Source organism: Endozoicomonas euniceicola (genome assembly GCF_025562755.1).
Taxonomy (GTDB): Bacteria; Pseudomonadota; Gammaproteobacteria; order Pseudomonadales; family Endozoicomonadaceae; genus Endozoicomonas_A; species Endozoicomonas_A euniceicola.
The window spans coordinates 2190624-2203876 of sequence record NZ_CP103300.1; the positions used below are offsets into that span (position 1 = coordinate 2190624).

Here is a 13253-nt window from a genome sequence, read left to right on the forward strand (position 1 = left end):
ACTGTTTTTCATTGGCATCACTGGCAAGCTGCTCCATAAAGAAATAACAGGAGAAGCATCATGATAAGTTTTGAGGTAATAAGTTTATTACTTACGGCTCAGGCCAATCAGGCTGAAAAAGCTGATAAAAACCAGGAGACAGACGAGCAGACTGTTGATGATGAAGCCCTGCCATCAGAGAAAACTTCGATATATCATCGACAGGCAGTTCCCCGGCTTCGCAGTCAGCCAGCTACAGTAAAAACACCAAAGCCATCCCTTGCCACTCCAAAAGTACAGGGCAAACTATTTCAACCACAGTTTGAAGCTGCTTTTAACAGCTTTCTTGCACTGGCAAGCCACCGACCCCGTCTCAGTCATTTATTCAAAACTATCCTGAACAAACTAAACATCAAGGACGTAACCCTGATGCAAAAATGTCTGAAAAAACTCCATGGAAAAGCTAAACGTTCAGCTTGCCGGTTCCTGATTAACAATAGCTTAAAGTATGCGGCACACGGGCTTTACCTGGCACTTTCACTGCAAATGCCTGAACATGTTGCCGACGCATTCAGAATCGTTCGAACAGAGCAAAATTTGAATAAATACTACTTTGGTAGCACTTCACACTATTATCAGAGGCCTTAAGCAGTCAGGACAGCTATGATCACAGCACTTAAATCGTGCCAATGCAGAACAGTGTTGAAAAGATGGGTAATTTCGCACTGCCTGCCCGGTAAACCCGACAAGCAGTGCAGAATAATCGTAAACCTTAGCCAAATGGCTGGTTCAGAATGATGGTTTCGACACGATCAGGGCCGGTAGAAACGATATCGATTGGCGTGCCAACCACTGCTTCCAGACGACGGATATACGCACGGGCGTTTTCTGGCAGATCGTCCAGACTCCTGGCGCCGAAGGTAGACTCAGACCAGCCCGGTACTTCTTCGTACACCGGTTCCAGCGCTTCGTACTCATCGGCATCAACCGGAGTCGTGATAGACTCGCCTTCAGCGTTTTTGTAGCCGGTACAGATCTTGATGGTTTCCAGACCATCCAGTACGTCCAGCTTGGTCAGGCACAGACCGGATACAGAGTTGATCTGTACCGACTGGCGCAGTGCTACCGCGTCGAACCAGCCGCAACGACGTGGACGCCCCGTGGTCGCGCCAAATTCGTTACCCTGCTTAGCCAGATGTGCGCCTACCTCATCAAACAGTTCTGTCGGGAATGGACCAGCACCAACACGAGTGGTGTACGCTTTGGTGATACCCAGTACGTAGTCCAGGTACAGTGGGCCAAAGCCGCTACCGGTAGAAACGCCACCCGCAGTGGTGTTAGAAGAAGTAACGAACGGGTAGGTACCGTGGTCGATGTCCAGCAGAGAACCCTGCGCACCTTCGAACAGAATGTTATCGCCTTTACCGTGGTGTCCGTGGATACGGTCAACCACACGGTCAATCATTGGTGCAATATCCTTGCCCATAGCCAGTGCTTCATCCAGCACTTTCTGGTAGTCAACCGGCTCAGCCTTGTAATAGTGCTGCAGAGCGAAGTTATGGTATTCCATGACGGCTTTCAGCTTCTCGGCGAAACGCTGAGGGTGCAACAGGTCAGCAACACGCAGGCCACGACGAGCGACTTTGTCTTCGTAAGCCGGACCAATACCACGACCTGTAGTACCGATTTTGGCTTTACCACGCGCAGCTTCTCGAGCCTGATCCAGCGCCACGTGATAAGGCAGGATCAGAGGGCAGGAAGGGCTTATTCTCATGCGCTCACGTACAGGTACGCCGCCTTCTTCCAGCATGTGGATTTCTTTCAGCAGAGCTTCTGGGGACAGTACAACACCGTTACCGATGTAGCACACAACGCCCTCACGCAGGATTCCGGATGGAATCAGGTGCAAAACGGTTTTTTCGCCATCAATCACCAGGGTGTGGCCAGCGTTATGTCCACCCTGAAAGCGTACTACCGCTTCAGCCTGCTCGGTGAGCAGATCCACGATTTTACCTTTGCCTTCATCACCCCACTGGGTGCCCAGTACGACAACAGTCTTACCCATGATACGGTCTCTTTAATTCATAACAAAACAGCCATACTGTCGTACGACAAGTGTTGGCTGCATACAGCAAATAGTGACTGGGTTTACCTATATAGATTCAACCTGCCAGTCTCCGTCACGGCAAACCAGTTGCTGATTGCAGCCTGAGCTTACCGCGTCTGTCTTTTGCCCCGGTAACTCAGTGATTACCCGCAGGCCCTGCTGACGCAGCTTCCGAACAATAGCGGAATCAACATCAGCCGGTGCAAAAATGATTGCCCGTGATTCAACGTCACAAGGTTTAAAATCCAGCAGCGCTTTCAGATCAGTACTGAAACCTGTCGCCGGACGAGCACGACCAAACGTCCTGCCCACGCCATCATAACGACCGCCTTTGGCAATCGCCTGTCCATGTTCGGGAACATAAGCAGCAAACACAACGCCCGTATGGTAGTGGTAACCACGCAGCTCTCCCAGATCCAGATAAAGGCTCACTTTCGGGTACTGCCGGGAAATGGTTTGCGCAATATTTTCCAGCGCATCCAGCGCTTCTAACACTTCCACAGGTGCATTAGCCAGAACCTCTCTGGCTTTTGCGATGACATCCACCTTACCTGAAAGTCCGGTTAAAGCTATGAACAGTGGCGCCACATCAGCATCTACACACCAACGTGCCAGCAGTTCTTCGACTTCACAGGTCGCCTTGCGCTGCAAAGCATCAAACAACAGCTGTTCCTGATCCGTGTCCAGCCCGGCACTGGCTACCAACGCACGGTAAATCTGCACATGCCCAAGATCCAGATTGGGGGAGTCCATGCCTACGACACCAAGGGTTTCCAGCATCAGGGAAATCACTTCAATATCGCTTTCCTGCCCCGCGTGACCGTACAACTCAGCACCCAGCTGAATGGGTGCGCGGGATGCTCCCAGCGTCGCGGGCCGGGCATGAAAGACGCTGCCTGCGTAGCAAAGCCTTACCGGGCCATCGTCCGTCAGGTTATGCGCATCGATGCGGGCTACCGCAGGCGTGGTGTCTGCCCGCAATCCCATGGTGCGACCAGTCATCAGGTCCGTCACCTTGAAGATTTGCAGCTCGAGGTCGCGATCAACGCCAGCCGTCAGTGATTCAAGAAACTCCAGATGTGGAGGAATAACCAGGTCGTAACCCCAGCAATCAAATAAATCCAGCATTTCCCGGCGCAAAGCTTCTGCTCTGCGGGCCCGGGGCGGCAAAATTTCTTCAATCCCATCTGGCAACAGCCAGCGATCGGCGACGGTCATAACAGCCTCTCTTGTTAGCTTATTTCAGGCAGTGTTCGTAAATAATCTGTCTGCAGGTACAGGTTATTTACGGACAATGTCTGAAACTAGCTAACGAGTGTCAGCAAAACCACGCCAGCCAGCATGCTGATAAAACCCGCCATGCGCAGCTGCCGGTCATCAATGTCTGAGAGTTTTGCGACCAGATTTCGCCAACGCTGTGGATAAAGGAAAGGAAGAATACCTTCCAGCACCAACATCAGGCTGACGGCAACGAGAAATTGCTTACCAAATTCCACGTGTAAACCTCATACACGAAAAAACCGGGCGAAACCCGGTTTGCGGTATATTACCACCGGCAGCGCAAGGTTTCACTGCCGGTGATCGATTTATTGCCAGTAAAACACCACTTTCATCATCAGGACGTAACCCTGTATGGCGAGAAGGGCATTCCCCCCAGCCTCAACCTTACTTACCTGACTTGTTGTTCAGATAGTTAAAGAAGTCACTGTCAGGCTCCAGCAGCATTATGTCGCCAGAGCTGTTAAAGGACTTACGGTAGGCTTCCAGGCTACGGGTAAAGGCGTAGAACTCAGGGTCCTGACGGAAAGCCTTGGCGTAAACCTCTGCGGCTTTCGCGTCGCCGTCACCCCGGATCATTTCTGCATCCCGGTAAGCATTCGCCATAATAACCCGCTGTTCACGGTCAGCGTTCGCACGAATACCTTCCGCCATTTCCAGACCTTTGGAGCGATATTCCTGAGCTTCTTTATCCCGCTCAGAGGACATACGCTCATAAACGGAGTCACTTACCTGGGGTGGCAGGTCGATTTTCTTAACCCGGACATCCACCACTGACACACCCAGCTCATCACGGGCTACGGAGTTCAGCTCGTTAGTGATTTCGCTCATCAGCTGGTCACGCTGACCGGATACCACTTCATTCAGGGTCAGAGCACCAAACTTGTTCCGCATACGGGATTCCGCACGTTGCGACAGCAGGGTGTTGGCACGGAACAGGTCACCGGCAGTAGCTCGGTAAAAACGACTAACGTCGTCAATACGCCACTTGATGTAGGAGTCTACGATAACCGCCTTCTGCTCCAGAGTCAGGAAGCGCTCGGAAGGCACTTCCAGGTTCTGCAGACGGGCATCAAATATCCGTACATTATCCACAAATGGAACCTTGATATGCAGGCCGGGCTGGATATCATCTTTAACCAGCTGACCAAATCGTAACTGCACTGCCCGCTCACGCTCGCTGATCACAAACAGACTGCTCCATGCGATCACCAGAGCAATCAGACCAACGACCAGAGCGCTGAAACCTTTCTGACTCATCGTACAGTCCTCCCGCTGCTGCGTGCACTACTCACTCGCCGGTTCAGTTCCTCTGTTACCTGATTAGCGATGTTGTTCAAATCCTGCTGTGTCAGGGCAGATGAACCATCTGTACTCTGATTTGCAGATCTGGGCTGATTCAGACGATCCAGTGGCAGGTACATCATGTTATTGCCACCTTCAACATCCACCAGAACCTTGCTGGTTGTGCCCAGAACGCTTTCCATGGTTTCCAGATACAGACGTTCGCGGGTCACATTCGGTTCACGACGATATTCGTTCAACAGTTTGACAAAACGATCTGCCTCACCTTCTGCCCGGGCTATCAGTTCGTCACGATAAGCGTTGGCTTCTTCCAGCTCACGCTGAGCCTGACCACGAGCTTCCGGAACCACTTTATTGGCATAAGCGTCTGCCCGGTTTTTCGCGCGCTGCTCGTCTTCACGGGCGCGGATTACATCGTCAAATGCAGCCTGTACCTCTTTCGGAGGCTGGGCGCTCTCGATGTTCACCTTGTTGATCTTCAGGCCAGTACCATAAGCATCCTGATAGTCCTGCAGGCGCTTACGCACCTCTACGCCCATGGTTTCACGACCTTCGGTCAACACCTGGTACATCTCGGAGCTGCCGACAACGTGACGCAAAGCACTCTGGGACGCTTCTTCCAGACTGACCAGAGGCTTGGCTACGTTAAGAACATAGGACTTAACATCGCCAATGTTGTACTGAACGGACATCGACACTTCAACAATGTTTTCGTCTTCCGTCAGCATTTGCTGCCGCAGGTTGTAGGTACGAAGCTCTGTAACTTTTTCCTGATACTTTGTTTCGAAAGGCGGGAAATAGATATGCAGGCCCGGCTCAACGGTCTCATGATATTGACCAAAGCGCAAAATAACAGCGCGCTCTTTTTCGTCAACCGTATAAACGGCATTCCAGATATAAGCCACCGCGGCTAATATCAGAACACCGATAAACATCCCTGATGAAGAACCCGAAGAAGCTGAATTGCCTCCCCCGGAGTTTCCTCCACTTTTGCCACCACCAAAGAGTGAGTTCAGTTTACCCTGAAGCTTGCGTAAAGCGTCGTCCAAATCAGGGGGGCCCTGATTCTTCCCTTTATTACCACCACCCCAAGGATCCTGGTTATTTCCACCCGGCTCGTTCCAGGCCATATATGTCTCCGTAGAGTCAGTATCTATTCGGCTGCAACGTCTGTTGAAACCACGTCATTACGCAGGAAAAGCAGCTTACCTATCGATTTGAACAAGCGATTTGAACAAGTGATCTGTACCCGTTTTCCCACCAAAAAGAACGGTCATTCAGCGTGCAATAAGTTATAAGGTCGGAACTACCCACCCTGAGAACCGGCTACTTTCATCACAGGTGACAAAAGCAGCTTTTCTTTACTCATGCTCTTTTGCTCAAGGCTGTTTATCGTTCTGAGCCAGATTGTAGAGTTTGTGTAGCAAAAAGCGCAAGCCGAATCGGTATTGTCCACTACCCAAACCAACAATTTGATCTCAATTTACGCAATCTGAGCACTTAACGCTCAACCAGACAGCTCTTTTGCAACCCTTCCTGTTTGGAAATTCTGTCGAAGTCATGTCGCGGTAAACGAATGTCCAACAGCAACTCCCCCGTATCAGCATACTCTTCTGATTGAATCGCACCCAGCTGATAAAGTCGAGACCTGACTTTTCCCTGATGGGGTTCCAGTCGCAATGTACCCTGCACCAGGTCTTCACCCAGCAACTCTGCCACAGCCTGAAGCACCAGCTCCAGACCTTCACCGCACATCGCAGACACCCAGACTCTGACCGGCTTCCCCTGATCATCACGCTGAATTTTTGGTTCTACGTTTTCCAGCAGGTCGATCTTGTTGTAAACCTGAAGCCTTGGCACTTCGTCTGCGTCGATCTCTCCCAACACGTCATGCACCTGCTTGATATTATCAAGCCTTTCGGGGTCATGTGCGTCAATAATGTGTAAAAGCAGGTCGGCCTGAGCCGTTTCTTCCAGCGTTGCCCTGAACGCTTCCACCAACTTATGCGGCAAATGACGTATAAAACCTACCGTATCAGCCAGTACGGATTCCCCGACGTCCGGCAAATCCAGACGACGCAGAGTTGGGTCCAGTGTTGCAAACAGCTGATCCTGCGCATACACATCCGATTCAGTCAGGGCATTAAACAGTGTCGATTTACCCGCATTGGTATAGCCTACCAGAGACACCAGCGGGACTTCCGCACGCTTACGGTAACGTCTGCCCTGGTCACGCTGCTTGCGCACCTTATCCAGCCGTTTGGTAATACTTTTAATACGAACCCGCAGCAACCGGCGGTCAGTTTCCAGCTGGGTTTCACCCGGCCCTCTAAGGCCAATACCGCCTTTCTGGCGTTCAAGGTGAGTCCAGCCCCGTACCAGTCGGGTACTCAGGTGCTGTAGCTGGGCCAGCTCGACCTGCAGTTTACCTTCAAAGGTTCTTGCCCGCTGGGCAAAGATATCCAGAATCAGGCCGGTGCGGTCAATAACCTTGCACTCAAATTCTTTCTCAAGGTTACGTTCCTGACTGGGGGAGAGTGCGTGGTTAAAAAGCACAACGTCAGCTTTATGCAGTGTGACCAGCTGCTGAATTTCTTCTACTTTTCCCTGCCCGATAAAATAGCGTGGCGAAGGTTTATTGCTGCTGACCGTGACAAAATCAATTTCGGAAATTCCTGCTGAGCGGGCCAGCTCTTTGAATTCGTGAGGGTCTTCGCGCTCCTTGTCATCACTCATATCGAGATGGACAAGAATCGCATTTTCACCACCTTCATGGCGTTCAAAAAACAATGAAACTCTCCTGAAATGGGTTTAATTCGTTGTGCATAGTAATATCAATTACTGTTTTCAACCACCATTCACCCACTATTCACCCATGAGAGATGTTCCATCAGGAGTCCGGTGATCGTTTTTTGTCAGATACAGAAACACCAAAAGGCGCACTAGGCGCCTTTTGGTGTAGGAAACAGCTTGTACCTCAAGCTAATTCATCATCTCTGAAGTGAATCAGGGGATAAAAAAGCAGATCGCTGAGGTCAGTTATTCCTGCTCGTGCTCTGGCATATCAGAACCTTGCATCGGCAGGCGAACCGGACGGCTCGGCACTACTGTGGATACAGCGTGCTTGTAAACCATCTGGCTTACAGTGTTCTTCAGAAGGATCACGAACTGATCGAAAGATTCGATCTGCCCCTGGAGCTTGATACCATTTACCAGGTAAATGGAGACCGGCACGCGCTCTTTACGCAGCACATTAAGGTAAGGGTCTTGTAGAGAATGCCCTTTTGACATTTCTGTACTCCTTATTAATTCTCGGATTTTGAATAGCCTTGTTTCACTTTTAGGTGAGCCATTCGCTCGACCGGCAGTGCCAGTACCTGATTGTTCAATCTGTGTACAGCCCAGAAAAATGCTGAGCAACAGTAAGCGATGCCCCACACCGCCTTCAATAGGTAATACTAGCTACTCAAACCGGACCTGCAGAAAGTATTGCAGGTTCTTACGTACCAATCCGCCAGGGAACCGTTCATTCTGTGACCATTTGCGGCATCAGTGCGAACAAGGAATCGTATCAGTATCTAATATATGCGATCACTTTTCAGCACTTTCAAGGCATCATCGAGCAACTCTGGCGATAAACTGTCCAGCCACTCAACATCTGACCAGCCACGCAGCCATGTCAGCTGTCTTTTGGCTAACTGACGGGTCGCAATAATGCCCCGTTCAATCATTTCATTGAAGTCCATTTCACCTTCAAGATAACTCCACATCTGGCGATACCCCACCGCACGAATGGCTGGCAGTGACGGGTCGAGATCACCCCGTGCGTATAATCCACGAACCTCTTCCTCAAAATTGTTCTGAATCATCTGCTCAAAACGGGTTTTAATCCGTTCATGCAGAACAGAGCGTTCCTGCGGAGCAATAGCGAGATTAACCAGTCGATAAGGTAAACGCTGATCTTCCTGCTCCCGGTGCCAGACTGAAAGCGGTTTGCCGGTTGTTTCGTAGACCTCCAGCGCTCGCTGAATGCGCTGGGCATCCCTTGGCTTTAAGCGCTCTGCCGTTACCGGGTCAACGCCCTGCAAACGCTTGTGCAGTTCTGGCCAGCCTTTCTCTGCGGCTTCCAGAAGAATGCGTTCCCGCACTTCCGGGTCTGCTGAAGGCAGCTCTGCAATGCCATCCCGCAATATTTTGAAATACAGCATGGTGCCGCCAACCAGCAACGGGATTTTGCCACGGGCGGTAATGTCAGCCATTTCAACCAGGGCATCCTCACGAAACATTGCAGCCGAATAGGGTTCGGAAGGGTCTTTGATATCAATCAGGCGGTGGGGCGCGCGAGCCTGTTCTTCCGCCGTCGGTTTAGCGGTTCCGATATCCATGCCTTTGTAGACCAGCGCGGAATCGACGCTGATCAGTTCACAGGGCAGAACCTCAGATAAACGAATCGCCAGATCCGTTTTGCCAGACGCTGTTGGCCCCATCAGGCAAATAGCCGGGGGCAGTTCAGCTGGATTGTTGATATCGATCGCCATAAATCTCTGGAAGTAGGGAGTCAGTCGTGTAAGAAAAAAGCCGGAGTTTACCCGAAAGCAACCATCAGCGGCAGTTGTGGCTTAGACCGATAGACAGCTCGGAGGTTCCCATGACAGCTGGAATATAAAAGGAACTATCTCACTTTTTTCTTATCTAAAACTTCAACTTACAACCTGGAAGAAAAGGGTATCGGCATGGAAAAATTCATAAAAATCGCAGCCATGTTAACCGTGTTTTTCATATCACTGGCCAGGGCTGACATTCAAGAACAGTTAAAGCCGCCTGTTGAGTATGAAATCATTCATGACCCGGACATAAAGGGTATTTACCAGAACGAAAAAGAGAGCCTTAGCTGGTTTGACAACGAATTAGAAGAAAGAAAGTCCGCAGAAATTGATGGCAAACCCTATAAAACAAAAGCATTAAAAATAACTCTTCAGAATCTGAAGGGGTTTACTCAACATATACTCGATGGCAAACAGTTCCGTGAGGAACTCAAAAACGACGAACGTAACGCTTATAATCAGCTTCAATCTGACCTAGGCAAGGTTGATACCAACCAGCCTGAATATCTAGAAACTATTAAACTGTCTGAAAAACTTGCGCTCTTGTATAACCTTTCCGTAATAAGACACGTGGATGAAATACAACGATTAAACTATTTAACGCTGCTCTCTCGTACTTTGCCTGGAGAATATGAACAACCATCTTACACCGCGCTTTACAATATGCCCCCCTCATTAGGGTTAATGGAACTTGCCGAACAAACAGACATTTTACTACTACCCGGTTTTGAGCCTTTAAGCATCAGTGACTTTGTAGGATTCTGCCACCTGAGGCTTTATCCTCTGGGTCTTACCTCAAGCTATATAGCTAAAGCTGATGGAGAGAACCAGTCTCCTTATGCTTTCTTCGGGCACGATGAACAACACGCAACTCTTACCGCTCAACATAAAGGCTTGCGAGAACCCTTTAACACCACAAAATCAATCCTTAATTTCAAAAAATTGGTGTTTAACGAGGGAAGGCTATTTTTCAAAGGCGATTTGAATATCATGAGCATTCTTAAGCTGTCGCTGTTTATTACAACCCATGAAGCAGAAGATCCTGAGAAGCCAATATTGCCGGATCTGCACAATCAAAAAAGCCTTGAAAAATATTTCAGGGAAATTTTGTTTATAAGGAAATATTCTGCACCCGAATATCGTGCAATACCCAATGATGACATTATCAGAGCGGTTGTCTGGTTTGCTGCTGTGTATGATTTCTGGCAATCAAACGACAAGCCTGCGCAGATGCTTAAAAGAGAAAGACTTGCCGTCATGCAAAATTTTCTGATTTATTACAACCTTTATAACCCATTACTGAAACTTCAAGCCGACAGGTATTAACAGGTTCATTCAGACACTGACAACCCTGTCTTAAGAAAATACTTCCCCGGCAATCCAAAGCGGGGGTGAACAGTGAGGGTAATCGCCAAACCCGTGCGGTCCCTGCTCATCATCCGGTTCCATACGATAACGTGTTTCCATGCCGTGAAACGGGAGAAAAAACGAAACGTCGTTAAGCCGAAGCACATAGCCCTGTCCATCATCCCACTCAATCACTTGTTCCTGTACTGTCCCCTGGTTTTCCAGCCAGGCAATACGCTGAACACCTTCGCCCGTTTTCTGATCCGTCGTGATGTCACTGCCGTTAACAAACGGAACGTAATGTTGTACCTGCGGCAAGTCAGATAGCTGTTGCCACACTTCAGCGACTGGCTCCCGAATCAGTGACTGGGAGTGCAGCCGGATACGTGGATTGTTTTCCGGCACTGATAGGAATAACAACATCACAATGAGTAAAAAAACGCACAGGCCTTTTTCATTTTCTGATCGTGGAACATACGAAATCAGAGCATCTGATTCGTGACCCGCATTTTTGGTGTGTCATGCAATGGGCAGACTTGGCAAATAAGGTCTGACCAACTTAACTGTAGATTCTGTTTTTATGTAAAGAACCATCAAGCTGTAGTGGTTAAAAAAACATGTTCATATTTAATGCGTTTCTGAGCATTTCCATTTTTCTGAACGGTGCCTGCTTTACCCATGAATTGGTGTTCGCCAGCCCACTATCCTGCGCTGGTGCCAGCAAAAGACTTTGTCAATCTAACATGGGTGTATTACCTGCTTACCTGACCGGTCTTTCGATACTTCAGGAAACCTTTCGGGCTTTCCTTTCAAATCAATACGACGGCAGGCAGATACCAAATAATAACAAAAAAAGACAATATGAAGGTTCCCCCTCCATAACCCGGGAGGTTCTGCGAAGCCGTTCAGTCATTTCCGGATCAGGCCAGCAGCAACCAGGGAGTTCTAATAAAATAAATAACGAGGATAAGGGTGAGGACGAACCTCCTGAAAAAAGAAAATGTGTACATACTCATGGGAAACTCTGCCCACTTTGCAACAATGAACCCTGTAGGTACAAGAAATCACAAACAACCTCCCCTGAAGCAGTGGAGTTTGATCCACTCGAGGCGAGTGGTGCCGGTGCGGTCGTTGCAACCAGAGATGATCCTGATTTTTATAACGCAGTCATAAACCAGGTAGCTGAAAATATCTTCAGGCATATTGATGGCTTTTCTTCTCAGTGGTCATTTTTAACCGTTATACGTAGAAATAAATATCTACACAAACACTTTCACCATCTGGAGAAATTGTTTTTTCCCGCAACAGAGTACGACACATCAAAGATTAAGGGACATACCGGTCTTGACCTTTTGTATTATGCGCCGAGCAAAATAGCCAGTCATGGCGTGCCTGAGGAGTGGGGTACAGGAGAGTTTAGATGCCCCCTTACCAGTAAGCAAACCTACCATATTATCTCCTTCGATAGAGGGACTAATCAGGGATACTATGATAGCCATGAGCCCTATAAAGTTCATGAGGATTATCATATTTTTTTCGCTATTGCTGAAAACAGTGATTATGCAGCAACATCCAGTATGTCAAATGGTACGCCCACTGTGCGGGCAGTCGGGTATCTGCATTCTTTACAGAACCATCACGGTTTTGGACTATCGTATCTGACCCGTCATCTCAAAGATGCCGATTTGCTCCTGGCCAACAACTGGAATTCATTAATAACAAGCCTGGATGAGCAAACAATGAATAATCTGGTTGCTCACTTAAAAGTCAAAAAATCAAAATCGAAAAGTTTGAAAGACTATATTCATGAAAATAAAACAGATGGCCTGAACTTTTTAATCAATATTTTGAATCATATTACGAATAAGTCATTACAAAAGCAGAAGAGCCCCAGCCACTACAGAGAGGAGTTGAATCTTGAGTATTCTAATCTCTGGAGAGGCAGCTATGAATATAGTGCTCTCACTGTAAAGCGCTCTCAAACAACTATTCACTGGAAAGGTTTAAATGAATATCAATTTAATCTTCCCTATAACAGAAATGCCTACAAACTTATATCCGGAGACGGTGCTTATACTCCAGCGGGCAGATCTTGCTTTTTACTGGCTATTACCGATGAAGACTGCAAATGGAATAGCATTACTGCCGTAGGCTTCGGATTCCTGAGCACTCCACACCCAAATGATCAGGATGTCGATCGTCCAAAGGCAACTCACTTGATACTGGCTCCGAACTGGGATTCACTTATCAACAATCTCACTGATGATCAGATAAAAATACTGATAACTAGCCTCAAAACCACCAGGAATAAGAAAAACTATCTTTCCCATCTGTACAATAAAGACAAAAAGGCGGGCAAAGACCTGCTACTCTCTGCTTTGAATACTCGCATGGAAAGAATAATTTTTAATGCTTCCAAGGCTAACCCGTGGCGTTATTTCTTCTCAGAAGCCGAACCTATGTCTCCCTACAGCTACAGTGATACAGAGTTAGATTCAAGTTCAGACTCAAACCCTGATTCCGATCCTGATCCTGATCCTGATCAAGGCTCAGATTCTGATCCAGACTCATAGCCAGAGCCATGATCTAATACTGATACCACTTTCAGTCTGTTGACCAAAAAAAATACACAG

At 48.4% G+C, this 13253-nt stretch carries 12 protein-coding genes; 3 read left to right on the forward strand and 9 right to left on the reverse strand.

The annotated features are described in order from the left end of the window. The first annotated feature begins 60 nt into the window (after positions 1 to 60). Positions 61 to 627 (forward strand): hypothetical protein, encoded by a 567-nt coding sequence (locus tag NX720_RS08280; protein WP_262600639.1) that lies wholly within the window; start codon positions 61 to 63, stop codon positions 625 to 627. Positions 628 to 751: 124 nt separating this feature from the next. Here NX720_RS08280 and NX720_RS08285 read toward each other — a convergent pair whose 3' ends face one another. The 8 genes from NX720_RS08285 to miaA all read right to left on the reverse strand — a co-directional run bounded on the left by NX720_RS08285 (position 752) and on the right by miaA (position 9207). Then, entirely contained in the window at positions 752 to 2044 is a 1293-nt protein-coding gene (locus NX720_RS08285) for an adenylosuccinate synthase (protein WP_262600642.1), read from the reverse strand. Between the two features lie 87 nt (positions 2045 to 2131). Beyond that, the gene (locus NX720_RS08290; protein ID WP_262600644.1) at positions 2132 to 3304 is read right to left on the reverse strand and encodes an ATP phosphoribosyltransferase regulatory subunit; all 1173 of its coding nucleotides are present in this window, start codon (positions 3302 to 3304) and stop codon (positions 2132 to 2134) included. Between the two features lie 86 nt (positions 3305 to 3390). Beyond that, the gene (locus NX720_RS08295; RefSeq protein WP_262600646.1) at positions 3391 to 3582 is read right to left on the reverse strand and encodes a DUF2065 domain-containing protein; all 192 of its coding nucleotides are present in this window, start codon (positions 3580 to 3582) and stop codon (positions 3391 to 3393) included. A 169-nt stretch (positions 3583 to 3751) separates the two neighbouring features. Beyond that, entirely contained in the window at positions 3752 to 4624 is an 873-nt protein-coding gene (gene hflC, locus NX720_RS08300) for a protease modulator HflC (RefSeq protein WP_262600647.1), read from the reverse strand. After that, a complete protein-coding gene (gene hflK / locus NX720_RS08305; RefSeq protein WP_262600649.1) occupies positions 4621 to 5799 on the reverse strand; it encodes an FtsH protease activity modulator HflK in 1179 nt (392 codons plus the stop codon). The genes hflC and hflK overlap by 4 nt, the downstream gene beginning before the upstream one ends. A 370-nt stretch (positions 5800 to 6169) precedes the next feature. Next, entirely contained in the window at positions 6170 to 7459 is a 1290-nt protein-coding gene (gene hflX / locus NX720_RS08310; RefSeq protein WP_262600651.1) for a ribosome rescue GTPase HflX, read from the reverse strand. Between the two features lie 249 nt (positions 7460 to 7708). Continuing rightward, positions 7709 to 7960: an RNA chaperone Hfq gene (hfq, locus tag NX720_RS08315; RefSeq protein WP_034879339.1), complete on the reverse strand. Its 252-nt coding sequence runs from the start codon at positions 7958 to 7960 to the stop codon at positions 7709 to 7711. Positions 7961 to 8247: 287 nt separating this feature from the next. Further along, positions 8248 to 9207, reverse strand: a complete 960-nt coding sequence (miaA, locus tag NX720_RS08320) for a tRNA (adenosine(37)-N6)-dimethylallyltransferase MiaA (protein ID WP_262600653.1) — start codon at positions 9205 to 9207, stop codon at positions 8248 to 8250. A gap of 195 nt (positions 9208 to 9402) precedes the next feature. Between miaA and NX720_RS08325 the strand changes: the two genes are divergently transcribed. Beyond that, positions 9403 to 10599, forward strand: coding sequence for a hypothetical protein (locus tag NX720_RS08325; RefSeq protein WP_262600654.1), 1197 nt, complete (start codon positions 9403 to 9405; stop codon positions 10597 to 10599). A 30-nt stretch (positions 10600 to 10629) separates the two neighbouring features. Here the strand turns inward: NX720_RS08325 and NX720_RS08330 are convergent, their stop codons facing one another. Continuing rightward, positions 10630 to 11043, reverse strand: a complete 414-nt coding sequence (locus tag NX720_RS08330; RefSeq protein WP_262601552.1) for an SRPBCC family protein — start codon at positions 11041 to 11043, stop codon at positions 10630 to 10632. 320 nt (positions 11044 to 11363) lie between these two features. Here NX720_RS08330 and NX720_RS08335 point away from each other — a divergent pair, with 320 nt between their 5' ends. After that, positions 11364 to 13193 carry a hypothetical protein gene (locus NX720_RS08335; protein ID WP_262600657.1) on the forward strand — a complete coding sequence of 610 codons (1830 nt, stop codon included), beginning with the start codon at positions 11364 to 11366 and terminating at the stop codon, positions 13191 to 13193. Positions 13194 to 13253: the final 60 nt, after the last annotated feature.

Bases quoted from the DNA above. Each gene is read 5' to 3' on its own strand.
- NX720_RS08280 (WP_262600639.1), top strand. From the start codon at position 61: ATGATAAGTTTTGAGGTAATAAGTTTATTACTTACGGCTCAGGCCAAT.
- NX720_RS08285 (WP_262600642.1), bottom strand. From the start codon at position 2,044: ATGGGTAAGACTGTTGTCGTACTGGGCACCCAGTGGGGTGATGAAGGC.
- NX720_RS08290 (WP_262600644.1), bottom strand. From the start codon at position 3,304: ATGACCGTCGCCGATCGCTGGCTGTTGCCAGATGGGATTGAAGAAATT.
- hflC (WP_262600647.1), bottom strand. From the start codon at position 4,624: ATGAGTCAGAAAGGTTTCAGCGCTCTGGTCGTTGGTCTGATTGCTCTG.
- hflK (WP_262600649.1), bottom strand. From the start codon at position 5,799: ATGGCCTGGAACGAGCCGGGTGGAAATAACCAGGATCCTTGGGGTGGT.
- hfq (WP_034879339.1), bottom strand. From the start codon at position 7,960: ATGTCAAAAGGGCATTCTCTACAAGACCCTTACCTTAATGTGCTGCGT.
- miaA (WP_262600653.1), bottom strand. From the start codon at position 9,207: ATGGCGATCGATATCAACAATCCAGCTGAACTGCCCCCGGCTATTTGC.
- NX720_RS08325 (WP_262600654.1), top strand. From the start codon at position 9,403: ATGGAAAAATTCATAAAAATCGCAGCCATGTTAACCGTGTTTTTCATA.
- NX720_RS08330 (WP_262601552.1), bottom strand. From the start codon at position 11,043: ATGTTGTTATTCCTATCAGTGCCGGAAAACAATCCACGTATCCGGCTG.
- NX720_RS08335 (WP_262600657.1), top strand. From the start codon at position 11,364: ATGGGTGTATTACCTGCTTACCTGACCGGTCTTTCGATACTTCAGGAA.